Source organism: Scandinavium sp. (assembly GCF_032012665.1).
Classification (GTDB): domain Bacteria; phylum Pseudomonadota; class Gammaproteobacteria; order Enterobacterales; family Enterobacteriaceae; genus Scandinavium.
In genome coordinates, this window is record NZ_DALZVG010000002.1 from 287,823 (window position 1) to 313,088 (window position 25,266).

Genomic DNA, 25,266 nt, shown 5'->3' on the forward strand with positions numbered 1-25,266 from the left:
AGTGCATGCAGTATACGCCTGAAATCCCTCTTTTTGCTGAGTTATTACAGCTTGTTCACATTTTGATAGCGCTATCACAAATTTGATACAGCCTTTTTTGGTAGCGCTATCTTTGTGACTGTCATCACAGTCAGCCCTTAAGGCCTTGCATAAAGTTTGTCCACCTTACCACTGCAGGAGTTGATCATGCTGAGTCAATGGATCCACGAAGGGACGGTGCGTTTACAGGAAAGCGTAGAAAGCTGGCCGCAGGCGCTGGAAATCTGTGCTCAGCCGCTGCTGGATGCGCAAACGATCGTGCCGGAATACATTACGGCCATTATCGAACAGCACCATAAGCTGGGGCCCTATTACGTACTGGCTCCTGGCCTCGCGATGCCACATGCTCGCCCGGAAGAGGGGGCAAAAGGGTTAGGTCTTTCGCTTCTGAAGCTGCAACACGGCGTTAATTTTGGCTCAGAAGAACACGATCCGGTTGACCTGATTATTATGCTCGCGGCACCGGATAAACACAGTCACATTGAAATGATTTCATCTCTCGCGGAGCTCTTTTCCAGCGATGAAGATATGCTGTTGCTGCACCAGGCGAAAACCTTTGAGGAGATTAAAAATATAATTTCACGCTTCTGATTGTTTTTTATTATCCCTGACTTCTGACATTTTATCTGCGGGTAAAGTGCGGGCTGACTCTACATTAAATAAGGTAACAATAATGAAAATTATGGCGATTTGCGGCTCCGGCCTGGGCAGCAGTTTTATGGTCGAAATGAATATTAAAAAGGTGCTTAAAAAACTCAATATTGAGGCTGAGGTAGAACATTCTGACCTTTCATCCGCCACGCCCGGTGCGGCCGATCTCTTTGTTATGGCAAAGGACATTGCCGAAAGCGCCAGCGTGCCAGACCATCAGCTGGTGGTCATCAGCAATATTATTGATATCAATGAACTGGAAAATAAGCTCAGCGCTTATTTTGCCAGCCGTTAATCATCCATCCGCATTGAGTGAGGGGCCATTATGTTTATCCTCGAAACGCTTAATTTTGTGGTCGATATTTTAAAAGTACCTTCAGTGCTGGTAGGGTTAATTGCGCTGATTGGTCTGGTTGCGCAGAAAAAATCATTTTCTGATGTGGTTAAAGGCACGGTAAAAACGATTCTCGGCTTTATTGTGCTGGGCGGTGGTGCGGGCGTATTAGTTGGCTCGCTGAACCCGCTGGGTGGCATGTTTGAACACGCTTTCAGCATTCAGGGGATTATCCCGAATAACGAAGCCATCGTCTCTATCGCGCTGGAAAAATATGGTGCAGCCACGGCGTTAATCATGGCCTTTGGTATGGTGGCGAACATCGTTGTTGCACGCTTTACCCGCCTGAAATACATTTTCCTGACCGGCCATCATACCTTCTACATGGCCTGTATGATTGGCGTGATCCTGACGGTGGCGGGCTTCGAAGGTATAGGCCTGGTGTTCACCGGATCGCTGATACTCGGGCTCATCATGGCGTTTTTCCCGGCCATTGCGCAGCGCTACATGAAGCGTATTACCGGCAATGATGATATTGCGTTTGGGCACTTCGGTACGCTTGGCTACGTGCTGTCTGGCTGGATTGGCAGCAAAGTAGGTAAAGGTTCGCGCTCAACTGAGGAGATGTACCTGCCGAAAAACCTGAGCTTCCTGCGAGACAGCTCCATCTCCATTTCGCTGACCATGATGATCATCTACCTGATTATGGCGGTTTTCGCAGGGCGCGAGTATGTCGAAGCCACCTTCAGTAGCGGTCAGAACTATCTCGTCTACGCCATCATCATGGCGATCACCTTTGCGGCGGGCGTATTTATCATTCTGCAGGGCGTGCGCCTGATTCTGGCTGAAATTGTGCCGGCCTTTACCGGCTTCTCCGAGAAACTGGTGCCTAACGCGCGTCCGGCGCTGGATTGCCCGGTTGTCTATCCCTACGCTCCGAACGCGGTGCTGATTGGTTTCCTGTTCAGCTTCCTCGGTGGCCTGGTCGGCCTTTTCCTCTGCGGACAGTTCAAATGGGTGCTTATCCTGCCGGGCGTCGTCCCTCACTTCTTCACCGGCGCGACGGCTGGCGTCTTCGGTAATGCCACCGGCGGCCGTCGTGGCGCGATGATTGGCGCTTTTGCCAACGGTCTGTTGATCACCTTCCTGCCTGTTTTACTGCTGCCGGTACTGGGCGCGCTGGGCTTTGCCAACACGACCTTCTCAGATGCCGATTTTGGTGCCGTCGGAATTGTGCTCGGTAATCTCGCTCGTTATCTGTCGCCGATGGCGATCACTGGCCTGGTGGTCGTGATTTTCGCGCTGCTGGTGCTGTTCAACTACCTGGCTAAGAACAAAGTGGCCGGGAACGATTCACCACAAAACACAGGAGCCAAATAATGAATACGGTTGCAGAGGTTACCCAACTGGCGCGCGATATTCGCGTTGCCACCCTGAAATCGCTGACGGATTTAGGTTTTGGTCACTATGGCGGCAGCATGTCGGTGGTGGAAACGCTGGCGGTGCTGTACGGCGATGTGATGCGCATCGATCCGGGCGATCCGGACTGGAAAGGGCGCGATTACTTCGTGCTATCAAAAGGCCATGCGGGCCCGGCGTTGTACAGCACGCTGGCGATCAAAGGCTACTTCCCGCAGGAGGAGCTGAGCACGCTGAACCAAAACGGTACGAAGCTGCCAAGCCATCCGGACAGGCTCAAAACGCGCGGCGTGGATGCGACGACCGGATCGCTGGGCCAGGGGATTTCCATCGCGGGCGGTATGGCGCTTTCACATAAGCTTGCCGGACGCAGCAACCGCGTATTCTGCATCGTCGGTGATGGTGAGCTGAACGAGGGGCAGTGCTGGGAAGCGTTTCAGTTTATCGCCCATCACAGGCTCAACAACCTGACGGTGTTCGTTGACTGGAACAAGCAGCAGCTTGACGGCGAGCTTGACGAAATTATCTGTGCCTTCGATCTGCACGAGAAATTCACCGCTTTTGGCTTTGATGTGGTGACGGTGAAGGGCGATGACATCCCTGGGCTTCTTGAGGCGGTTAAACCCGTACCGGCAGCGGATGCCCGGCCGAGGCTTGTGATCCTCGACAGCATTAAGGGGCAGGGCGTGCCGTATCTGGAAAATCTGGGTAATTCCCACCACCTGCGCCTGACGGATGAGATGAAACAGGCGCTCACTGAAACGATTGCTCAACTGGAGGCCGCGCATGATTAAGGTTGCACCTGAAGGCGCAAAAGACGCGATTGAAATGCGTAAAGTCTACGCAGGTTTTGTCACCGAACAGATTGAGGCGGGCAGTGAGATTATCGCGCTCGAGGCCGACCTGATGAGTTCGATGGCGATGGACGGCGTGCACAAAAAATACCCGCAGCAGGTCATTAACTGCGGAATAATGGAGGCCAACGTGATTGGTACCGCGGCGGGGCTATCGCTGACCGGGCGAAAACCGTTTGTGCACACCTTCACTGCATTTGCCAGCCGTCGCTGTTTCGACCAGTTGTTTATGTCGCTCGATTACCAGCGCAATAACGTGAAGGTGATTGCTTCAGATGCTGGCGTGACGGCCTGCCACAACGGCGGGACGCACATGTCGTTTGAAGATATGGGAATCGTGCGAGGGCTGGCGAATTCGGTGGTGCTGGAAGTGACTGATGCCACCATGTTTAAGGATATCCTCAATCAACTGATCGACCTCGAGGGCTTTTATTGGGTTCGAACCATCCGCAAGCAGGCGCCGTCGGTTTATCAGGAAGGTTCGACCTTCACTATCGGTAAAGGCAACGTGCTGCGTGAAGGAACGGATATCACGCTCATCGCCAATGGCATTATGGTTGCAGAGGCGCTGGAAGCTGCGCGTCGCCTGGAGCGGGAAGGCGTCAGCGCGGTGGTGATCGACATGTTCACCCTCAAGCCAATCGATAAAATGCTGGTGAAAAACTATGCCGAGAAAACCGGGCGCATCGTGACCTGTGAAAACCACAGTATTCACAACGGGCTGGGCTCCGCGGTAGCGGAAGTACTGGTCGAAACCTGCCCGGTACCGATGCGTCGCGTCGGCGTGAAGGAGCGCTACGGTCAGGTGGGCACCCAGGATTTCCTGCAGCAGGAGTATGGTCTGACGGCAGATGAGATAGTGAAGGCGGCAAAAGAGCTGCTGTGATCTGCTTCTGGTAATAAAAAAGGCGACCCTCTGAGAGTCGCCTTTTTGTTGCCCGGTGGTGCTAACGCTCACCGGGCCTGGGGTCCTGTAGGCCGGATAAACGAAGTGCCATCCGGCAAGTCATCAGTCCTGCTGAGAGGACTGAATCGCAGTCAGTGCGATAGTGTAGACGATATCGTCAACCAGTGCGCCACGAGAGAGGTCGTTGACGGGCTTACGCATACCCTGCAGCATCGGCCCGATGGAGATCAGGTCGGCAGAACGCTGTACCGCTTTGTAGGTGGTGTTACCGGTGTTCAGATCCGGGAAGATGAACACGGTTGCACGACCTGCAACAGGGGAGTTCGGCGCTTTGGATTTCGCAACGTCCGCCATTACTGCGGCATCGTACTGCAGCGGGCCATCGATCATCAGGTCAGGACGCTTTTCCTGCGCCAGACGAGTCGCTTCACGCACTTTTTCTACGTCGCTACCTGCACCAGAGGTACCGGTGGAGTAGGAGAGCATCGCCACGCGTGGCTCGATACCGAAGGCAGTTGCCGAGTCCGCAGACTGGATAGCGATTTCAGCCAGCTGTTCAGCGGTTGGATCCGGGTTGATCGCGCAGTCGCCGTAAACGTAAACCTGTTCAGGCAGCAGCATGAAGAACACGGAAGAAACCAGAGAGCTGCCCGGCGCCGTTTTAATCAGCTGCAGCGGTGGACGGATGGTGTTGGCGGTGGTGTGAACAGCACCGGAAACCAGGCCGTCGACTTCGTTCTGTTCCAGCATCAGGGTACCGAGAACCACGTTGTCTTCCAGCTGTTCGCGGGCAACGGCTTCGGTCATGCCTTTGCTCTTACGCAGCTCGACCAGGCGTGCCACGTAGCTTTCACGAACCACTTCCGGATCGACGATTTCAATGCCTGCACCCAGTTCAACGCCCTGGTCAGCCGCAACGCGGTTGATTGCATCAGGGTTGCCGAGCAGCACACAGGTCGCGATGCCGCGCTCTGCACAGATTGCCGCAGCTTTCACAGTACGTGGTTCGTCACCTTCCGGCAGAACAACGCGTTTGCCTGCTTTACGCGCCAGCTCGGTCAGCTGGTAGCGGAACGCTGGCGGAGAGAGACGACGGCTGCGCTCGGAGGTCGCGGTCAGGGATTCAACCCAGTTTGCGTCGATGTGGCTTGCCACGTATTCCTGAACTTTCTCGATACGAGCATGGTCATCTGCCGGAACTTCAAGGTTGAAGCTCTGCAGGCTCAGAGAGGTCTGCCAGGTGTTGGTGTTCACCATGAAGACCGGCAGGCCAGTTGCAAATGCACGTTCGCACAGCTTGCTGACGCGCGCGTCCATTTCGTAAGCGCCGGTCAGCAGGATGGCGCCGATTTCAACGCCGTTCATCGCGGCCAGGCAGGCTGCAACCAGCACGTCCGGACGATCTGCGGAGGTTACCAGCAGGGAACCTGCACGGAAGTGTTCCAGCATGTGCGGAATGCTGCGCGCACAGAAGGTCACAGACTTCACGCGACGGGTGTTGATGTCGCCTTCATTAACGATGGTGGCATTCAGGTGGCGAGCCATATCGATTGCACGGGTGGCAATCAGATCGAAGCTCCACGGTACTGCACCCAGAATTGGCAGCGGGCTGGCGGCGGCCAGATCTGCCGCATTGATTTTCACGACTTTTGCTTTGGAAGAGTCATCGAAAATTTCAGACAGGTCAGGGCGGGTACGGCCTTGCTCATCCACCGGGGCGTTCAGTTTGTTAACGATAACGCCGGTGATGTTGGTGTTTTTCACGCCACCGAAGCTGCTGCGGGTCAGCTCAATACGCTCTTTCAGCTCTTCCTGAGTGTCGGTGCCCTGAGACATCACGAACACGATTTCTGCGTTCAGCGTCTTGGCAATTTCGTAGTTCAGGGACTGGGCGAACTGGTGTTTGCGGGTCGGAACCAGGCCTTCAACCAGCACCACTTCTGCGTCCTTCGCGTTAGCGTGATAGTTGGCGATGATCTCTTCCATCAGCACGTCTTTCTGGTTGCTGGAGAGCAGAGATTCAACGTGGCTCATCTTCAGCGGTTCAGCCGCTGGCAGATTGGAGTTGGCACGCACGATAGTGGTGGTCTGGTCTGGCGCATCGCCACCGGCACGCGGCTGAGCGATTGGCTTAAAGACGCTCAGACGAACGCCTTTGCGTTCCATAGCACGGATAACGCCAAGGCTGACGCTGGTCAGGCCAACGCTGGTTCCGGTAGGGATCAGCATAATTGTACGGGACACGGTTTATCCTCTTTCGTTACCGCCGCTCAGGGCGGGATACAAAACAGCACCGCCAGCTAGGCTGGCGGTGTGGAATCAGGCAGTCAGACGAGCTGCGTCTTGTGCGATAACCAACTCTTCGTTGGTCGGGATGACCACGGCAGGGCGGGTGCCTTCTTTGTTGATGAAGCCAGACTTGCCGAAACGGGCAGCCAGGTTACGCTCGTGATCAACTTCGAAGCCCAGAACGCCCAGTTTGCCCAGGGAGAGTTCTCGGACCATCGCGGCGTTTTCACCGATACCACCGGTGAATACGACGGCGTCCAGACGACCGTCCATCAGCGCGGTGTAGGAACCGATGTATTTCGCCAGACGGTGGCAGTAAACGTCCATTGCACGTTTAGCGTCAGCTTTGGTTTCATAGTTGTCTTCAACATAACGGCAGTCGCTGGTGACTTCGGTCAGACCCAGCAGGCCGGACTCTTTGGTCAGCATTTTGTTGATAGCGTCAACGCTCATGCCCAGGGTGTCGTGCAGGTGGAAGATGATAGCCGGGTCGATGTCACCGGAACGGGTACCCATCACCAGGCCTTCCAGTGGGGTCAGACCCATGGAGGTATCAACACATTCGCCGTTGCGGATAGCAGAAACGGAACCACCATTGCCGAGGTGGCAGGTGATGATGTTCAGTTCGTTAACTGGCTTGTTCAGGACCTTAGCGGCTTCCTGAGTCACGAAGAAGTGGCTGGTGCCGTGTGCGCCATAGCGACGAACGCCGTGCTCTTTGTACAGGCTGTACGGCAGGGCATACAGGTAAGATTCTTCCGGCATGGTCTGATGGAACGCGGTGTCGAAGACGGCCACGTTTTTGTCTTTCAGATTCGGGAAGGATTTCAGCGCTTCCGCGATGCCGATCAGGTGTGCCGGGTTGTGCAGCGGTGCAAAAGAGGCTGCGTCTTTGATGCCCTGAATAACGGAATCATCGATAACCACAGAGCCAGTGTACTTCTCGCCGCCGTGGACAACACGGTGACCGATAGCAGCCAACTGAGCAGACAGTTCTGGTTTTTGTGCCAGAATAGTGTTAACGATAAAGTTAAGCGCTTCACTGTGAGCGGCGCCTGCACCTAAAGCCGCTTCTTGTTTGCCGCCATCCATTTTCCACTTGATACGCGCTTCTGGGAGATGGAAACATTCGGCCAAACCAGAAAGGTATTCTTCACCGTTAATCGCATCAATGATTGCGAATTTCAGGGAGGAGCTACCGCAGTTCAGAACCAGTACTAACTTACTCGACATGGAAGTACCTATTAATCTTATGTGGCTAAAAAAACGTCAGTGAGCCAAAGAGCGTAGCGCAGGATGACGCTGACATTTATGATTAACATCATGCCTGATACTTTTAGCGGGCATGATGAAAGAAAATTGGGTGATTCAGCATTCAGTTTTGCACAATTTTCCACCAATGACAGAATGTGCAATAATTTGACGAACCGCGAGACTGGGTCTACGCCCATCTCAGGCCGCACAGGATACCTGATTGTCGCCTTTATTGCCAAAATGATTTGAACGTTGTCATGCATAGTTGTTGTTTTGCACGAAATTTTGATTTTTTATCTGTGAAGTTGAGGTAACGCCATGTCGACACCCGAGAACCGCCCGGTCAGCTTTTTTAGTTCATTCCGCCGTGGGCAGCACTACGCAAAGACGTGGCCAATGGAAAAACGCCTTGCTCCAGTGTTTGTAGAAAACCGCGTCATACGCGCCACCCGCCACGCCATCCGCTTTATGCCGCCCGTGGCCATTTTTACTCTCTGCTGGCAAATTGCCCTTGGTGGTCAGCTTGGGCCGGCCGTCGCCACCGCGCTGTTTGCTCTCAGCCTGCCGATGCAGGGATTATGGTGGCTCGGTAAGCGTTCAGCTACGCCGCTTCCGCCGGGGATTCTGAACTGGTTCTATGAAGTGCGTGGTAAATTGCAGGAGTCGGGTCAGGCGCTGGCCCCGGTTGAAGGCAAGCCTGATTACCAGGCGTTAGCTGACACGCTTAAGCGCGCCTTCAAACAACTGGATAAAACTTTCCTCGATGATTTGTAATTAACCATCAAAAACGCATATAAAAGAGGGCATACATACTGTAGGCCCTCTTTTTTTCATGCGCGTTAAGCGCACAGGAGTCGAAAATGGAAATGACCAACGCTCAACGTCTGATTTTATCGAATCAGTACAAAATGATGACCATGATGGATCCGGATAACGCGGAACGTTATCGCCGTCTGCAAACCATCATCGAGCGCGGCTACGGCCTGCAAATGCGCGAACTGGACCGCGAATTCGGCCAGCTCACCGAAGAAACCTGCCGTGCGATTATCGATATTATGGAGATGTATCACGCCCTGCATGTTTCCTGGACCAACCTGAAAGACGCCAATACCATCGACGAGCGCCGCGTCACCTTCCTGGGCTTCGATGCCGCAACGGAGGCCAGATACCTCGGCTACGTGCGCTTTATGGTGAATACCGAAGGTCGCTACACTCACTTCGACGCCGGTACACACGGCTTTAATGCCCAAACGCCGATGTGGGAAAAATACCAGCGCATGCTGAGCGTATGGCATGCGTGCCCGCGTCAGTACCACCTGAGCAGCAACGAAATTAACCAGATCATTAACGCCTGATGGAGGCCGCCGTGCAGTGCAAAGGCTTTTTATTCGATCTCGACGGCACGCTGGTGGACTCCCTGCCGGTGGTGGAGCGCTCCTGGTGCCACTGGGCCGACAGACACGGCCTCAGTCATGAAGACGTCCTGAATTTTATTCACGGTAAGCAGGCGATCGCTTCGCTGCGTCATTTCCTTCCGGGCAAAACCGAAGCGCAAATTCAGGCTGAATTCTCCTGGCTTGAGCAAATTGAAGCGGAAGATATCGATGGCATCACCGCGCTGCCGGGCGCGCTGGCGTTGCTCACCCATCTTGATGAAAGCGGCATTCCATGGGCGATTGTCACTTCCGGTTCCATTCCCGTCGCACACGCCCGCCATCGTGCGGCAGGGCTGCCCGCGGCGAAGATTTTTGTCACGGCGGAGCAGGTGAAACGCGGTAAGCCCGAGCCGGATGCATATCTGCTTGGGGCGGAACTGTTGGGGCTTGCACCTGCAGACTGTGCCGTAGTGGAAGATGCCGCGGCGGGAATGTTGTCTGGTCTTGCTGCCGGCTGCCGTGTGATTGCGGTGAATGTGCCGCATGATGCGCCCCGGCTGGAGGAGGCAGATTTTGTGCTGACAACGCTGGAGGCGCTGAGCGTGATCCGCCAGCCGGATGGCAACGTCGATGTTCGACTGAAGAACTAACGGCATGATATAGCCCCGCATCGTCGGGGCTTTTTTATGCCACACTTTGGGCACTTTCTTTTCTGACAAGGATATGTTGTGAACAGTGAACTGATGTGGGTATTAGCGCTGCTGGGCGTGGCTGTGCTCTTATTTGCGACCGGCAAAGTGCGCATGGATGCCGTTGCGCTGCTGGTCATTGTGGCGTTTGTCCTGAGCGGCACGCTCACCTTAAGCGAAGCATTTTCTGGCTTCAGCGATCCGAACGTCATTCTTATCGCCGCGCTGTTTATCATCGGCGACGGCCTGGTGCGTACCGGCGTTGCCACCAGTATGGGGGCGTGGCTGGTGAAAGTGGCGGGCAACAGCGAAATCAAGATGCTGATTTTCCTGATGTTGACCGTTGCAGGCCTTGGGGCATTTATGAGTTCCACTGGCGTGGTGGCGATTTTTATTCCCGTGGTGCTGAGCGTGTGCATGCGAATGAACACCTCGCCGTCGCGGCTGATGATGCCGCTGAGCTTCGCCGGGCTTATCAGCGGCATGATGACGCTGGTCGCCACGCCGCCTAATCTGGTTATCAACAGTGAACTGATTCGCGAAGGGCTTGAGGGGTTCAGCTTCTTCAGCGTGACGCCGATTGGCGTGGTCGTGCTGGCGCTCGGTATTGTCTACATGCTGCTGATGCGTTTTATGCTGCCGGGCGATGAGGGCGAACCTAAATACGATAAACGACGCACGTTTCGTGATTTGATCAAAGAGTACCGCCTGAATGGCCGCGCGCGTCGTCTGGCGATTCGCCCTGGCTCGCCGCTGGTGGGTCAACGGCTGGACGATTTGAAGCTGCGCGAACGCTATGGGGCTAACGTAATCGGCGTAGAGCGCTGGCGGCGCTTTCGTCGGGTGATCGTGAACGTCAGCGGCGTATCGGAATTCCACGCCCGCGATGTGCTGCTGATTGATATGTCCGCCGCGGATGTGGATTTGCGCCAGTTTTGCAGCGAGCAGCTGTTGGAGCCAATGGTATTGCGCGGCGAGTATTTCTCCGATCAGGCACTGGACGTGGGCATGGCCGAAGTTTCGTTGATCCCGGATTCTGAACTGGTAGGCAAAACGGTGCGGGAAATGGAGTTCCGTAGCCGCTTCGGGCTGAACGTTGCGGGCCTCAAGCGTGGGGGCAAAGCCGTTGAGGGTTCCGTGGTGGATGACGCCATTGAGCCCGGCGACATTCTGCTGGTGGTGGGGAACTGGAAGCTGATTGCCCATCTGTCGCAGAGCGGGCGGGACTTTGTGGTTCACAACATGCCGATTGAGGTGAATGATGCCTCTCCCGCGCACAGCCAGGCGCCGCATGCGGTGTTCTGTCTGGTATTGATGGTGGCCCTGATGCTTACCGATGAAATACCCAATCCGATCGCGGCAATCATTGCCTGCCTGCTGATGGGCAAGTTTCGCTGTATCAATGCCGAGAGCGCCTACAAAGCGATCCACTGGCCGAGCATTATCCTTATCGTTGGTATGATGCCGTTTGCTCTGGCACTGCAAAAGACCGGCGGCGTCGATTTGATTGTGCAAGGGCTGATGGAAATCGGCGGGGGGCAAGGACCGTATCTCATGCTGATCTGTCTGTTTGTGATGTGCGCTACGATCGGGCTGTTTATTTCGAATACTGCGACAGCGGTGCTGATGGCTCCGATTGCGCTGGCAGCGGCAAGGTCAATGGACGTATCGCCTTACCCGTTCGCTATGATGGTTGCGATGGCGGCTTCAGCGGCATTTATGACGCCCGTTTCCTCGCCGGTCAATACGCTGGTGCTGGGGCCAGGGAAATACAGCTTCAGTGATTTCGTGAAAATTGGCGTACCGTTTACGCTGCTGGTGATGGTGGTGTGCGTGGTTCTTATCCCGGTGTTGTTTCCGTTTTAACTGCCCCCCGGTGGCAAGGTGAATTGCAAAACCTTCCTGTAAGGGAAGGTTTTTAGTGTTTGCTCCCCTCTCCACGTGGGAGAGGGGCGGGGGAGAGGGCATCAGGCTGCACGATATCACAACGGGGAATCCTGGCTTATCTCATCCAGAGAAAGCTGGAAGCTCGGTACAAACATTTGCATGAAGTAGTCCATCTCTTCGCTGCGGCGTGCTTCCAGCGTTTTTTCCAGTCTTGTTTTTGCCAGAAGAAATTCGTTGTTGCCCGCGGAGAGCTCTTCCAGACACTTAAGGTAGGCGCAAAGGGCATCGGCCTGCTTCACGATGGCTTTTTCTTCTTCACTTGCGTGGCGCTCGTCAATCAGCGGTTCAAAAATGTCACGCAGTTCATCCGGGACCATATCCACCAGCTTTTGTTGTGCGATTTTCTCGATTGCTTTGTATTCCTGGGCAATCTGCGAATTGAAGTACTTCACCGGCGTGGGCAGGTCGCCTGTCAGCACTTCGGAGGCGTCGTGATACAGCGCCAGCAGCGCAATCCGCTCCGCATTAACGTTACCGCTGAACTTACGGTTTTTAATGGCCGCCAGCGCATGGGCCACCATCGCGACCTGCAGGCTGTGCTCGGAAACATTTTCGGTGCGCACGTTGCGCATCAGCGGCCAGCGATTGATCAGTTTCAGACGGGAGAGATGGGCAAAGAAGTGACTCTGGCTCATGGGGATCCTTGATGCATGACTACAGATGAGCCATTGTGCGCAGAGTTGACCGCCGGATGCAAACCCGGCGGCCAGGGTGTTTATAGTTGGCGGTATCCGGAGAGGAACCGACCGAAGCGGTTGATAGACATTTCCAGATCGTCCATGCGGGGAAGGGTCACAATTCGCACGTGGTCCGGCCAGGGCCAGTTGAAGGCCGAGCCCTGAACCAGCAGCACTTTTTCCTGCAGCAGGAAGTCGAGCACCATTTTCTGGTCGTCGTGAATATTAAAGCGTTTGGCGTCAATTTTCGGGAACATATAGAGCGCACCGTTAGGCTTCACGCAGCTGACGCCTGGGATCTCATTGATAAGCTCCCAGGCGCGGTTGCGCTGCTCGTACAGACGCCCGCCCGGTACGATAAATTCGCTGATGCTTTGATAGCCGCCCAGCGCGGTCTGAATGGCATGCTGTGCGGGAACGTTGGCGCACAGACGCATCGAGGCGAGCATTTCCAGCCCTTCGATATAACCTTTAGCGTGTTTTTTCGGCCCGTTAAGGACCATCCAGCCCTGGCGGAAACCTGCGACGCGATAGGTTTTGGACAGGCCGTTAAAGGTGACGGTGAGCAGGTCCGGTGCGAGCGCGGCAATAGAGTGATGCTGTGCTTCGTCATAGAGGATTTTGTCGTAGATCTCGTCAGCAAAAATGATCAGGTTATGCTGGCGGGCGATCTCCACGATCTCCAGCAGCAGCTCTTTGGAGTACACCGCACCTGTCGGGTTGTTCGGGTTAATGATCACGATCCCACGGGTGCGTGGGGTGATTTTACTGCGAATGTCGTCCAGATCCGGGAACCAGCCTGCGGATTCGTCACACAGGTAGTGCACCGCTTTGCCGCTGGAAAGCGACACCGCTGCCGTCCATAGCGGGTAATCCGGAGCGGGGACCAGCATCTCATCGCCGCTGTTGAGTAGCGCCTGCATGGCCTGCACGATCAGTTCAGACACGCCGTTGCCGATGTAAATGTCTTCCACCGTCACGTCGCGCATATCGCGTGCCTGATAATGCTGCATAATGGCTTTACGTGCAGAATAAAGACCTTTGGAATCGCAATAGCCCTGCGCGGTTGGCAGGTTGCGGATCACATCGACCAGGATTTCGTCAGGGGCATCAAAGCCAAAAGGGGCCGGGTTGCCAATGTTCAGCTTAAGGACCTTGTTGCCTTCTTCTTCAAGACGTTTGGCTTCTTTAAGTACCGGGCCGCGGATGTCGTAACAGACATTATCTAATTTGCTGGATTTTTCGATGGGAGACATGAATCTTAACCTTTTCGCTAGTTTCGCCACTCCCTGCCGTGGAAGTCAGCACCGAATAAGGTACTCCCCATCAGGGCTATTTTGAAGGGTTGGCAGGACAATATTTTGTGCAGCACGCTACGGATGTGTGTTTTGTTTGCCTGAGATTCCACCACTTCTTCTGGAGAAATCACCATGTTATGAAAAAGAGGTGGTGGTTAATGTTGTTATTTTGCTTAACTTTTGAATTTTTAACTGATTTAATTCCTACTGTCGCCAACTCTCCTGCATGATGACGTTCGCCGAATTGCAAAGTGTTGAACCCAGATGCTAAGGCATTTACAAAGCAGAAGATGAGGTCTAATACTTTACTCTGTGAATACAATGTTAAGTTTTGTTAATGAAAGAATATTTAATCAATTAATCATTTTTCATTAATTGCAAAGTTATCTCAGCGGATTGTTAATTTATTCCTGAGTGATGATTTTCAATTAAAATTTTATGTAAGATTAACCCTAATAACACTTATAAATATAATGTTTTTGCGGTAGGATACCACGGTCAGCAAACGGTGATTATCACCATATTGGCGATATCCTGGCTTGCTAAAACAATATAACTTTATGTTATTGCTTGTATTTTTGTTTTTCCTGATGCGTTTGTAATTTTTGACATCTTTGTTGAGTGTTCTTAAAGGACTCGGCGTAAAAGTAACGCTTTTTTTTGAATAATCTCGCATAAAAGTGCCAGAAATAATTAATTCGTTATCCGGGTGTAAGCAAAAATATAGCTATGGGGTCTGCTCACTAAGACGCAGGCAGGCAATTATAATGCAATAACGCTCTTTCAGGTATTCGTCCGGCTTGCCGGCTCGGAGGAGAGAATTTAAAAGGAATTGCCTGATTTTCTTAGAGCACAGCATCAACCAGGCAGGTCAGCACAAGCAACCTGTAAGTGAAGAATTATGATTAACGCAAATCGTCCGATATTGAATCTCGATCTCGATCTGCTGAGAACGTTTGTTGCGGTCGCCGATCTGAACACCTTTGCAGCAGCCGCCGCTGCCGTGTGCCGGACTCAGTCCGCCGTCAGCCAGCAGATGCAACGTCTCGAGCAACTGGTCGGTAAAGAACTGTTTGCCCGTCATGGCAGAAACAAACTGCTCACAGAACACGGCATCCAGCTGCTGGGTTATGCCCGCAAAATTCTGCGCTTTAATGACGAAGCGTGCACATCGCTTATGTTTAGCTCGTTGCAGGGCATGCTGACTATCGGTTCGTCTGATGAATCGGCTGATACTATCCTGCCTTTCCTGCTCAACCGAATCAGCTCTGTCTATCCCAAGCTGGCGCTGGATGTTCGTGTGAAGCGTCATGCTGAAATGGACGTTATGCTACAGGCGAATGAAGTCGATTTAGTGCTGACTACGCACCGTCTGGCACAGTTTGATTCAATTTCTTTGCGCACGTCACCAACGCTCTGGTATTGCGCCGCCGACTACATTCTGCCACCCGGCGAAGCCGTGCCGCTGGTGCTGCTCGATGACCCAAGTCCTTTCCGCGACATGATCATTGATACGCTGAATGCCGCACGCATTCCATGGCGGCTGGCCTATGTCGCTTCAACTCTCTCAGCCGTGCGTGCAGCAGTCAAAGCTGGATTGGGCGTCACCGCGCGCCCGGTCGAAATGATGAGCCCGGAACTGCGCGTGTTGGGCAGAAGCGACGGGTTACCGCAGCTGCCTGATACCGAGTACCTGCTGAGCTGCAACAGCCAGAGTTCAAACGAGCTGGTACGGGCGATTTTCCAGTCACTGGATAACGACAATAACCCCTGGTATCAGTACGGAGCGTATACCTCGGAAGGGGGTGACGATACCCTTATTCCTGAAAGGGATTTAGAGTAACCAGGCTGTCGCTTTCTGGTAACAATTTGTAAGTGCAAAAAAAGGCCGCTGACGCATTAATTCCGTTCAGTGGCCTTTTTTTTGGATAAAGAATAATCGACGGCTGGGTTTTTATTTTTTTTATTTCTATTTTTCAGTTCGTTAGCTTATGGTAGCGCTGTTTTAGCATGCTTAGGGCGGCCAATTTGCAGGTTCCTGCTAATGTTAAAAAAACGGCTGTATTGTTGCCGTTTTTTTGTGTGGATTAACAAAAGCGTGTCTCAGATCAAGAAAATACTCCCCATTGGGGGGAGGAATCAACGGCAAATCCTGTCAAAATAGAAGGGTAATTGGTGTTTAAACCTCAGACGGACACGATTCACCCAGCGCAAATCCTGGTGGCTATTTCATCCCGAAAAGGCTAAAGGGCATTTAATGTTAATGAAACGCGCTCGGTGTAAACTAATGTGAGGAAACTTTTGTTAAAGTTGACAAAAGGTTATAGAAAGGAGTAAAAAACCACATCTTTTAGCAGTTTTAGCCCGTTAGTGGCACTCTTTTTGTGGTTTTTTAATTCCTCCCCATGAATCATGTGGCGTTCATCTGCCAGCCAGAGCAGAGTTTTGGCGCTACTTATTTTGGTTAAGCAATGCGTATGTCAACATCCACTGAAGTCATCGCTCATCACTGGGCATTCGCTATATTTCTCATCATTGCCATTGGCCTCTGCTGTCTGATGCTGGTTGGCGGTTGGTATCTCGGCGGTCGCGCGCGCGCGCGTAGCAAGAACACTCCATTTGAGTCGGGTATCGACTCCGTGGGCTCTGCTCGCTTACGTCTCTCGGCGAAGTTCTACCTGGTCGCCATGTTCTTCGTCATCTTTGACGTGGAAGCCCTTTACCTTTACGCATGGTCAACCTCTATCCGTGAAAGCGGTTGGGTCGGCTTTGTGGAAGCCGCAATTTTCATTTTAGTGTTACTGGCAGGCCTGGTTTACCTCGTCCGTATCGGTGCGCTGGACTGGACGCCTGCGCGTTCCCGTCGCACGCTGGTCAATCCGGAAACTGACAGTTCTACTAATCGTCATACGCAGTAAAAGCGAGGCAATAAGATGGATTATACGCTCACCCGCATAGATCCTAACGGTGAGAACGACCGTTACCCCCTGCAAAAACAGGAGATCGTAACCGACCCTCTTGAGCAGGAAGTGAATAAAAGCGTGTACATGGGCAAGCTCGAAAACGCCCTGCACGATATGGTCAACTGGGGTCGCAAGAACTCAATCTGGCCCTACAACTTCGGCCTTTCCTGCTGCTACGTTGAAATGGTGACGTCATTCACTGCGGTGCATGACGTTGCGCGTTTTGGTGCAGAAGTACTGCGTGCATCTCCACGTCAGGCTGACCTGATGGTGGTGGCCGGTACCTGTTTCACCAAAATGGCCCCGGTTATTCAGCGCCTGTACGATCAGATGCTGGAGCCAAAGTGGGTTATCTCTATGGGCGCCTGTGCAAACTCCGGCGGCATGTACGACATTTATTCTGTTGTGCAGGGCGTTGATAAGTTTATCCCGGTCGATGTTTACATTCCCGGCTGCCCGCCGCGTCCGGAAGCCTACATGCAGGCGCTGATGCTGCTGCAGGAGTCCATCGGCAAAGAGCGTCGTCCGCTCTCCTGGGTGGTTGGCGATCAGGGCGTATACCGCGCCAATATGCAATCTGAACGCGAGCGTAAACGCGGCGAACGTATTGCTGTGACGAATCTCCGTACGCCTGACGAGATTTAACTTTGCGCCTGTCGGCAGTGAAATGTCTTCGCATATCAAAACTATAGCGCGAAGCCACGCCCGACAGTCACCACGGACCTTTTGCAATGGTGAACAATATGACCGATTTAACCGCGCATGACGCCGCCGCCTGGCAGACCCGGGATCATCTCGATGACCCGGTGATTGGCGAACTGCGCAACCGTTTTGGGCCGGATGCCTTTACCGTTCAGCCAACCCGCACCGGGGTACCTGTTGTTTGGGTCAAGCGTGAACAGTTACTGGAAGTGGTCGATTTCCTCAAGAAATTGCCAAAACCTTACGTCATGCTGTTTGACTTACACGGCATGGACGAGCGTCTGCGCACACACCGTGACGGGTTACCCGCCGCGGATTTTTCCGTTTTCTATCATCTGATTTCTATCGACCGCAACCGCGACATCATGCTCAAGGTGGCGCTGTCTGAGAACGATCTGAATGTGCCGACGGTAACCAAACTCTTCCCGAACGCCAACTGGTATGAGCGTGAAACCTGGGAGATGTTCGGTATCAACATCGAGGGCCACCCAAACCTGCGTCGCATCATGATGCCGGATACCTGGGAAGGCCATCCGCTGCGTAAGGACTACCCGGCGCGCGCCACCGAATTCGATCCGTTTGAGCTGACCAAAGCCAAGCAGGATCTGGAGATGGAAGCGCTGACCTTCAAGCCTGAACAGTGGGGCATGAAGCGCAGCACCGAAAACGAGGACTTCATGTTCCTCAATCTCGGCCCAAACCACCCGTCCGCGCACGGTGCATTCCGCATTATCCTTCAGCTCGACGGTGAAGAGATTGTCGACTGCGTCCCGGACATCGGCTACCACCACCGTGGTGCTGAGAAGATGGGCGAGCGTCAGTCCTGGCACAGCTACATTCCGTACACCGACCGTATCGAGTACCTCGGCGGCTGCGTGAACGAAATGCCTTACGTGCTGGCCGTTGAAAAACTGGCGGGTATCAAGGTCCCCGAGCGCGTGGACGTCATCCGCGTCATGCTCTCCGAACTGTTCCGTATTAACAGCCACCTGCTGTACATCTCCACGTTCATTCAGGACGTCGGCGCAATGACGCCGGTGTTCTTCGCGTTTACCGATCGCCAGAAAATCTACGATCTGGTTGAAGCGATCACCGGTTTCCGTATGCACCCGGCCTGGTTCCGCATCGGCGGCGTGGCGCACGATCTGCCGCGTGGCTGGGATCGTCTGCTGCGTGAATTCCTCGAGTGGATGCCGAAGCGTCTGGATTCTTACGAGAAAGCCGCGCTGCGTAACACTATTCTGAAAGGTCGTTCTCAGGGCGTCGCCGCTTATACCGCGAAAGAAGCGCTGGAGTGGGGCACCACCGGTGCCGGCCTGCGTGCTACCGGGATCGACTTCGACGTGCGTAAGGCGCGTCCATACTCTGGATATGAAAACTTCGACTTCGAAATCCCGGTTGGCGGCGGCGTGTCCGACTGCTACACCCGCGTGATGCTGAAAGTCGAAGAGCTGCGCCAGAGCCTGCGCATTCTTGAGCAGTGCCTCAAGAACATGCCGGAAGGCCCGTTCAAGGCGGATCACCCGCTGACGACGCCGCCGCCGAAAGAGCGCACGCTGCAGCATATCGAAACCCTGATCACTCACTTCCTGCAGGTTTCCTGGGGCCCGGTTATGCCGGCCAACGAATCCTTCCAGATGATTGAGGCGACCAAGGGCATCAACAGCTACTACCTGACCAGCGACGGCAGCACCATGAGCTACCGCACCCGTATCCGTACGCCGAGCTATGCGCACCTGCAGCAGATCCCGGCGGCGATTCGCGGCAGCCTGGTATCAGACCTTATCGTCTATCTGGGTAGTATTGATTTTGTTATGTCAGATGTGGACCGCTAATTATGCACGAGAATCAACAACCACAAACCGAGGCTTTTGAGCTGAGTGCGGCCGAGCGTGACGCTATCGAGCACGAAAAGCACCACTACGAAGACCCGCGTGCGGCGTCCATTGAAGCGCTGAAGATCGTTCAGAAACAGCGTGGCTGGGTGCCGGATGGCGCGATCTATGCGATCGCCGACGTACTGGGCATCCCGGCGAGCGACGTCGAAGGCGTGGCTACGTTCTACAGCCAGATCTTCCGCCAGCCAGTGGGCCGTCACGTCATTCGCTACTGCGACAGCGTGGTGTGTCACATCACCGGTTATCAGGGTATTCAGGCGGCGCTTGAGCAGAAGCTCAACATCAAGCCAGGCCAGACGACCTTTGACGGGCGTTTCACCCTGCTGCCGACCTGCTGCCTCGGTAACTGCGACAAGGGGCCGAACATGATGATTGATGAGGACACTCACAGCCATCTGACGCCGGAGGCAATCCCTGAGCTGCTGGAGCGTTACAAATGAAAACTGTGACCATGACGCCTGAAACGCATCCGCTGACGTGGCGTCTGCGCGAAGACAAACAGCCGGTCTGGCTCGAAGAGTACCAGAGCAAAAACGGCTATGCGGGCGCGCGTAAAGCGCTTACCGGCATGGCCCCGGATGATATCGTCAACGCGGTGAAAGACGCGGGTCTGAAAGGGCGCGGCGGTGCGGGCTTCTCCACCGGTCTGAAGTGGAGCCTGATGCCGAAAGACGAATCCATGAACATCCGTTACCTGCTGTGTAACGCCGATGAAATGGAGCCAGGCACCTATAAAGACCGCCTGCTGATGGAGCAGCTGCCGCACCTGCTGGTGGAAGGCATGCTGATCTCCGCGTTCGCGCTGAAAGCCTACCGCGGCTACATCTTCCTGCGTGGCGAATATATCGAAGCCGCTGTGCATCTGCGCCGTGCGATTGCTGAAGCGACTGAAGCGGGTCTGCTGGGCAAAAACATTCTCGGCACCGGATTTGACTTCGAACTGTTCGTGCACACCGGTGCGGGACGTTATATCTGCGGGGAAGAAACCGCGCTGATTAACTCCCTCGAAGGCCGTCGTGCGAACCCACGTTCCAAGCCACCATTCCCGGCAAGTTCCGGCGTGTGGGGCAAACCGACCTGCGTAAACAACGTAGAAACCCTGTGCAACGTGCCAGCCATTCTCGCTAACGGCGTGGAGTGGTATCAGAACATCTCGAAAAGCAAAGATGCGGGCACCAAACTGATGGGCTTCTCCGGGCGCGTGAAAAATCCTGGCCTGTGGGAATTGCCGTTCGGCACCACCGCACGTGAAATCCTCGAAGATTACGCGGGTGGCATGCGCGATGGCCTGAAATTCAAAGCCTGGCAGCCGGGCGGGGCAGGGACTGACTTCCTGACCGAAGCGCACCTCGATTTACCGATGGAGTTTGAAAGCATCGGTAAAGCAGGTAGCCGTCTGGGTACTGCGCTGGCGATGGCGGTTGACCATGAAATTGGCATGGTTGGCCTGGTGCGTAACCTCGAAGAGTTCTTCGCCCGCGAATCCTGCGGCTGGTGTACGCCGTGCCGCGATGGCCTGCCGTGGAGCGTGAAAATTCTGCGTGCCCTTGAGCGTGGCGAAGGCCAGCCGGGTGATATCGAGACGCTTGAGCAACTGTGTCGATTCCTCGGGCCGGGTAAGACCTTCTGTGCGCATGCGCCAGGTGCGGTCGAACCGCTGCAGAGCGCGATTAAATATTTCCGCGAAGAATTTGAAGCAGGCATTAAGCAGCAGTTCAGCAACACCCATCTGATTAATGGGATTCAGCCCAACCTGCTGAAAACGCGCTGGTAAGCCCTGAGAATTTTGATTAACGCCCGGTTTCGGCCGGGCCAACTGGAAGCACGCTAATGGCTACGATTCATGTAGACGGCAAAGAATACGAGGTCAACGGAGCGGATAACCTGTTACAGGCTTGTCTCTCTCACGGCCTTGATATTCCTTATTTTTGCTGGCATCCGGCGCTGGGAAGCGTGGGAGCCTGCCGCCAGTGTGCGGTGAAGCAATATCAAAACGCGGAAGACACGCGTGGCCGCCTGGTGATGTCCTGTATGACTCCGGCATCCGATGGCACCTTTATCTCTATCGACGACGAAGAAGCGAAACAGTTCCGCGAAAGCGTAGTGGAGTGGCTGATGACCAACCACCCGCACGACTGTCCGGTTTGTGAAGAGGGCGGTAACTGCCATCTTCAGGATATGACCGTAATGACCGGTCATAGCTTCCGTCGCTACCGTTTCACCAAACGTACGCACCGTAACCAGGATTTGGGGCCGTTCATCTCTCACGAAATGAACCGCTGCATCGCCTGTTACCGCTGCGTGCGTTACTACAAAGATTATGCCGACGGTGGCGATCTGGGCGTGTATGGCGCGCACGATAACGTCTACTTCGGTCGTCCGGAAGACGGTACGCTGGAGAGCGAATTCTCCGGCAACCTCGTTGAAATCTGCCCGACCGGCGTTTTCACTGACAAAACTCACTCCGAGCGCTACAACCGTAAATGGGACATGCAGTTCGCACCAAGCATCTGCCAGCAGTGCTCCCTTGGCTGTAACACCAGCCCGGGTGAGCGCTACGGCGAACTGCGTCGTATCGAAAACCGTTACAACGGCACCGTAAACCACTACTTCCTCTGCGACCGTGGTCGTTTTGGTTACGGCTACGTGAACCTGAAAAATCGTCCGCGTCAGCCGGTTCAGCGTCGTGGTGACGACTTCATTACCCTGAACGCTGAGCAGGCGATGCAGGGTGCCGCAGATATTCTGCGTCAGTCGAAGAAAGTGATCGGCATCGGTTCTCCGCGTGCGAGCGTAGAGAGTAACTTCGCGCTGCGTGAACTGGTTGGGGAAGAGAACTTCTACACCGGTATCGCCAAAGGTGAACAGGAGCGTCTGCAGCTGGCGCTGAAAGTGTTGCGTGAAGGCGGCATCCACACCCCTGCGCTGCGCGACATCGAATCCTACGATGCGGTGCTGGTATTAGGTGAAGATATCACCCAGACCGGCGCCCGCGTTGCCCTGGCGGTGCGTCAGGCGGTGAAAGGGAAAGCGCGCGAGATGGCGGCGGCTCAGAAAGTGGCTGACTGGCAGATTGCGGCAATCCTGAACATCGGTCAGCGCGCTAAGCATCCGCTGTTCGTGACGAACGTCGACAATACCCGTCTGGATGATATCGCCGCGTGGACTTACTGCGCTCCGGTGGAAGACCAGGCGCGTTTAGGCTTCGCAATCGCTCATGCGCTGGATAACAACGCGCCAGCGGTGGAAGGCTTGAGCAACGACCTTAAAGGCAAAATTGACGTTATCGTGCAGGCGCTGGCCGGTGCGAAAAAGCCGCTGATTATTTCTGGTACTAACTCCGGTAGCGCCGAAATCATTCAGGCCGCGGCGAACGTCGCCAAAGCGCTGAAAGGCCGTGGCGCAGACGTCGGTGTGACCATGATTGCCCGTGCGGTTAACAGCGTAGGCCTTGGCCTGATCGGCGGCGGTTCGCTGGAAGATGCGCTGAGCGAGCTGGAATCTGGCTCTGCGGATGCAGTTGTGGTGCTGGAAAACGATCTCCACCGCCATGCAGCGGCTTCCCGCGTAGATGCTGCGCTGTCTAAAGCGCCGCTGGTGATGGTTATCGACCATCAGCGCACCGCGATTATGGACAAAGCCCATCTGGTGCTTTCTGCCGCAAGTTTTGCAGAAAGTGACGGTACGGTAATCAACAACGAAGGTCGTGCCCAGCGTTTCTTCCAGGTTTATGATCCGGCTTACTACGACAGCAACACCGTGATGCTGGAAAGCTGGCGCTGGCTGCACTCGCTGCACAGCACCGTGCAGAGCCGCGAAGTGGACTGGACTCAACTGGATCACGTGATCGACGCTGCCGTGGCGAAACTACCGCAGCTGGCAGGCATCAAAGAAGCCGCGCCGGACGCATCGTTCCGTATTCGTGGTCAGAAACTGGCGCGTGAACCGCACCGCTACAGTGGTCGTACTGCAATGCGTGCGAACATCAGCGTTCACGAACCGCGTCAGCCGCAGGATAAAGACACCATGTTCGCCTTCTCTATGGAAGGGAACAACCAGCCGTCAGCACCGCGTTCGCAAATTCCGTTCGCATGGGCTCCGGGCTGGAACTCCCCGCAGGCATGGAACAAGTTCCAGGCGGAAGTGGGCGGCAAACTGCGTCACGGCGATCCTGGCGTGCGCCTGATTGAAGCGTCTGCAAACGGTCTGGAATACTTCGGCACCGTGCCGGCAGGCTTCGAAGCGCAGGAAGGTCAGTGGCGTGTTGCGCCGTGCTATCACCTGTTCGGCAGTGACGAAATGTCACAGCGTTCGCCGGTCTTCCAGCAGCGTATGCCGGAGCCTTACATCAAGCTCAATCCGGCAGATGCCGCGAAGCTTGGCGTGAACGCGGGCGCGAAGATTGCCTTCAGCTACGACGGTCAGACCGTCACTCTGCCACTGCTGCTTTCCGAAGGGCTGACGGCAGGGCAGGTGGGCCTGCCAATGGGTATGCCGGGCATTGCGCCAGTGCTGGCCGGTGCGCGTATTGAAAATCTGCAGGAGGCGAAAGCATGAGTTGGTTAACACCGGATGTTATCGACATTCTGTTAAGCATCCTGAAGGCAGTTGTCATCCTGCTGGTGGTTGTCACCTGCGGGGCGTTCATGAGCTTTGGTGAACGTCGTCTGCTCGGTCTGTTCCAGAACCGTTACGGGCCGAACCGCGTAGGCTGGGGCGGCTCGCTCCAACTGGTGGCGGACATGATCAAGATGTTCTTCAAAGAGGACTGGATCCCGAAATTTACCGACAAGGTGATCTTCACCCTGGCGCCGGTTATCGCGTTCACCTCTTTGCTGCTGTCGTTTGCCATCGTCCCGGTCAGCCCGACCTGGGTGGTTGCCGACCTCAACATCGGTATTCTGTTCTTCCTGATGATGGCGGGTCTGGCGGTTTACGCCGTGCTGTTCGCAGGCTGGTCGAGTAACAACAAATACTCGCTGCTCGGTGCAATGCGTGCTTCAGCGCAAACCCTGAGCTACGAAGTGTTCCTCGGCCTGTCGCTGATGGGGGTTGTCGCGCAGGCTGGCTCCTTCAACATGACCGATATCGTCAATAACCAGGCACACCTGTGGAACGTGATTCCACAGTTCTTCGGCTTCATTACTTTCGCTATCGCGGGCGTGGCGGTGTGTCACCGTCACCCGTTTGACCAGCCGGAAGCGGAGCAGGAGCTGGCCGACGGTTACCACATCGAATACTCCGGCATGAAGTTCGGTCTGTTCTTCGTGGGTGAATACATCGGTATCGTCACCGTTTCAGCGCTGATTGTGACGCTGTTCTTCGGTGGCTGGCAGGGTCCGTTCTTACCGCCATTCATCTGGTTCGCGATCAAAACCGCGTTCTTCATGATGATGTTCATTTTGATCCGTGCTGCATTGCCTCGTCCGCGTTACGACCAGGTGATGTCCTTCGGCTGGAAAGTGTGCCTGCCGCTGACGCTGATCAACTTGCTGGTAACGGCGGCTGTCATTCTCTGGCAGCAGCCATAAGGGGCGAATAGACCATGACTTTAAAAGAATTAATAGTGGGCTTCGGCACCCAGGTTCGTAGTATCTGGATGATCGGGATGCACGCTTTCGCCAAACGCGAAACGCAGATGTATCCGGAAGAGCCGGTTTACCTGCCGCCGCGCTACCGTGGCCGCATCGTGCTGACGCGCGATCCGGACGGTGAAGAGCGCTGCGTAGCCTGTAACCTGTGCGCTGTTGCCTGTCCGGTTGGCTGTATCTCTCTGCAAAAGGCAGAGACCAAAGATGGCCGCTGGTATCCAGAGTTTTTCCGCATCAACTTCTCACGTTGCATTTTCTGCGGCCTGTGTGAAGAAGCGTGCCCGACCACGGCGATTCAGTTGACCCCGGACTTCGAGCTGGGTGAATACAAGCGTCAGGACCTGGTGTACGAGAAAGAGGATCTGCTGATTTCCGGTC

The 25,266-nt window shown here is 54.7% G+C and carries 22 protein-coding genes; 18 read left to right on the forward strand and 4 right to left on the reverse strand.

The features are described from left to right. Positions 1-186 precede the first annotated feature (186 nt). The 5 genes from RTU33_RS03270 (at position 187) to RTU33_RS03290 (ending at position 4,183) form a co-directional block, all read left to right on the forward strand. On the forward strand, positions 187-630 hold the full coding sequence (locus RTU33_RS03270; RefSeq protein WP_312625249.1) for a PTS sugar transporter subunit IIA: 444 nt from the start codon (positions 187-189) through the stop codon (positions 628-630). 82 nt (positions 631-712) lie between these two features. After that, positions 713-985, forward strand: a complete 273-nt coding sequence (locus tag RTU33_RS03275) for a PTS sugar transporter subunit IIB (RefSeq protein WP_097161745.1) — start codon at positions 713-715, stop codon at positions 983-985. 30 nt (positions 986-1,015) lie between these two features. Then, the gene (locus RTU33_RS03280) at positions 1,016-2,404 is read left to right on the forward strand and encodes a PTS ascorbate transporter subunit IIC (protein ID WP_312625250.1); all 1,389 of its coding nucleotides are present in this window, start codon (positions 1,016-1,018) and stop codon (positions 2,402-2,404) included. Further along, on the forward strand, positions 2,404-3,237 hold the full coding sequence (locus tag RTU33_RS03285; protein ID WP_312625251.1) for a transketolase: 834 nt from the start codon (positions 2,404-2,406) through the stop codon (positions 3,235-3,237). Before RTU33_RS03280 ends, RTU33_RS03285 begins: the two co-directional genes overlap by 1 nt. Beyond that, positions 3,230-4,183, forward strand: coding sequence for a transketolase family protein (locus tag RTU33_RS03290; protein WP_312625253.1), 954 nt, complete (start codon positions 3,230-3,232; stop codon positions 4,181-4,183). The genes RTU33_RS03285 and RTU33_RS03290 overlap by 8 nt, the downstream gene beginning before the upstream one ends. 123 nt (positions 4,184-4,306) lie before the next feature. On the opposite strand, the gene pta is transcribed toward RTU33_RS03290, so the two are convergent. Together pta and ackA are read right to left on the reverse strand one after the other, a co-directional pair. After that, positions 4,307-6,448: a phosphate acetyltransferase gene (gene pta, locus RTU33_RS03295; RefSeq protein WP_312625256.1), complete on the reverse strand. Its 2,142-nt coding sequence runs from the start codon at positions 6,446-6,448 to the stop codon at positions 4,307-4,309. A 75-nt stretch (positions 6,449-6,523) separates the two neighbouring features. Beyond that, positions 6,524-7,726, reverse strand: coding sequence for an acetate kinase (gene ackA / locus RTU33_RS03300; RefSeq protein WP_312625258.1), 1,203 nt, complete (start codon positions 7,724-7,726; stop codon positions 6,524-6,526). Positions 7,727-8,065: 339 nt separating this feature from the next. Between ackA and yfbV the strand changes: the two genes are divergently transcribed. The 4 genes from yfbV (at position 8,066) to RTU33_RS03320 (ending at position 11,678) form a co-directional block, all read left to right on the forward strand. After that, positions 8,066-8,521, forward strand: coding sequence for a terminus macrodomain insulation protein YfbV (yfbV, locus tag RTU33_RS03305; protein ID WP_312625260.1), 456 nt, complete (start codon positions 8,066-8,068; stop codon positions 8,519-8,521). 86 nt (positions 8,522-8,607) lie between these two features. After that, positions 8,608-9,102: a YfbU family protein gene (locus RTU33_RS03310; RefSeq protein WP_312625261.1), complete on the forward strand. Its 495-nt coding sequence runs from the start codon at positions 8,608-8,610 to the stop codon at positions 9,100-9,102. 11 nt (positions 9,103-9,113) lie between these two features. Beyond that, complete coding sequence (locus RTU33_RS03315) at positions 9,114-9,773, forward strand: sugar phosphatase (protein WP_312625262.1); 660 nt, start codon at positions 9,114-9,116, stop codon at positions 9,771-9,773. Positions 9,774-9,851: 78 nt separating this feature from the next. Beyond that, on the forward strand, positions 9,852-11,678 hold the full coding sequence (locus tag RTU33_RS03320; RefSeq protein ID WP_312625263.1) for an SLC13 family permease: 1,827 nt from the start codon (positions 9,852-9,854) through the stop codon (positions 11,676-11,678). 116 nt (positions 11,679-11,794) lie between these two features. On the opposite strand, the gene yfbR is transcribed toward RTU33_RS03320, so the two are convergent. Together yfbR and alaA are read right to left on the reverse strand one after the other, a co-directional pair. Further along, on the reverse strand, positions 11,795-12,394 hold the full coding sequence (gene yfbR / locus RTU33_RS03325; protein ID WP_312625264.1) for a 5'-deoxynucleotidase: 600 nt from the start codon (positions 12,392-12,394) through the stop codon (positions 11,795-11,797). Between the two features lie 80 nt (positions 12,395-12,474). Continuing rightward, the gene (gene alaA, locus RTU33_RS03330) at positions 12,475-13,692 is read right to left on the reverse strand and encodes an alanine transaminase AlaA (RefSeq protein ID WP_312625265.1); all 1,218 of its coding nucleotides are present in this window, start codon (positions 13,690-13,692) and stop codon (positions 12,475-12,477) included. A 943-nt stretch (positions 13,693-14,635) separates the two neighbouring features. Between alaA and lrhA the strand changes: the two genes are divergently transcribed. The 9 genes from lrhA to nuoI all read left to right on the forward strand — a co-directional run. After that, on the forward strand, positions 14,636-15,577 hold the full coding sequence (gene lrhA, locus RTU33_RS03335) for a transcriptional regulator LrhA (protein WP_312625266.1): 942 nt from the start codon (positions 14,636-14,638) through the stop codon (positions 15,575-15,577). 628 nt (positions 15,578-16,205) lie between these two features. Beyond that, on the forward strand, positions 16,206-16,652 hold the full coding sequence (gene nuoA / locus RTU33_RS03340) for an NADH-quinone oxidoreductase subunit NuoA (protein WP_312625267.1): 447 nt from the start codon (positions 16,206-16,208) through the stop codon (positions 16,650-16,652). Positions 16,653-16,667: 15 nt separating this feature from the next. Continuing rightward, positions 16,668-17,342: an NADH-quinone oxidoreductase subunit NuoB gene (gene nuoB, locus RTU33_RS03345; protein ID WP_097161758.1), complete on the forward strand. Its 675-nt coding sequence runs from the start codon at positions 16,668-16,670 to the stop codon at positions 17,340-17,342. Between the two features lie 86 nt (positions 17,343-17,428). Further along, complete coding sequence (gene nuoC / locus RTU33_RS03350; RefSeq protein ID WP_312625269.1) at positions 17,429-19,234, forward strand: NADH-quinone oxidoreductase subunit C/D; 1,806 nt, start codon at positions 17,429-17,431, stop codon at positions 19,232-19,234. A gap of 2 nt (positions 19,235-19,236) precedes the next feature. Next, positions 19,237-19,737 (forward strand): NADH-quinone oxidoreductase subunit NuoE, encoded by a 501-nt coding sequence (gene nuoE / locus RTU33_RS03355; RefSeq protein ID WP_312625271.1) that lies wholly within the window; start codon positions 19,237-19,239, stop codon positions 19,735-19,737. Continuing rightward, complete coding sequence (gene nuoF, locus RTU33_RS03360; RefSeq protein ID WP_312625272.1) at positions 19,734-21,071, forward strand: NADH-quinone oxidoreductase subunit NuoF; 1,338 nt, start codon at positions 19,734-19,736, stop codon at positions 21,069-21,071. The genes nuoE and nuoF overlap by 4 nt, the downstream gene beginning before the upstream one ends. 56 nt (positions 21,072-21,127) lie before the next feature. Next, positions 21,128-23,854 carry an NADH-quinone oxidoreductase subunit NuoG gene (nuoG, locus tag RTU33_RS03365; RefSeq protein ID WP_312625273.1) on the forward strand — a complete coding sequence of 909 codons (2,727 nt, stop codon included), beginning with the start codon at positions 21,128-21,130 and terminating at the stop codon, positions 23,852-23,854. Beyond that, positions 23,851-24,828: an NADH-quinone oxidoreductase subunit NuoH gene (gene nuoH / locus RTU33_RS03370; RefSeq protein ID WP_312625274.1), complete on the forward strand. Its 978-nt coding sequence runs from the start codon at positions 23,851-23,853 to the stop codon at positions 24,826-24,828. Before nuoG ends, nuoH begins: the two co-directional genes overlap by 4 nt. A gap of 14 nt (positions 24,829-24,842) precedes the next feature. Beyond that, positions 24,843-25,266, forward strand: a 424-nt coding sequence (nuoI, locus tag RTU33_RS03375; RefSeq protein ID WP_312625275.1) for an NADH-quinone oxidoreductase subunit NuoI, incomplete at its 3' end; no start/stop codon positions are given.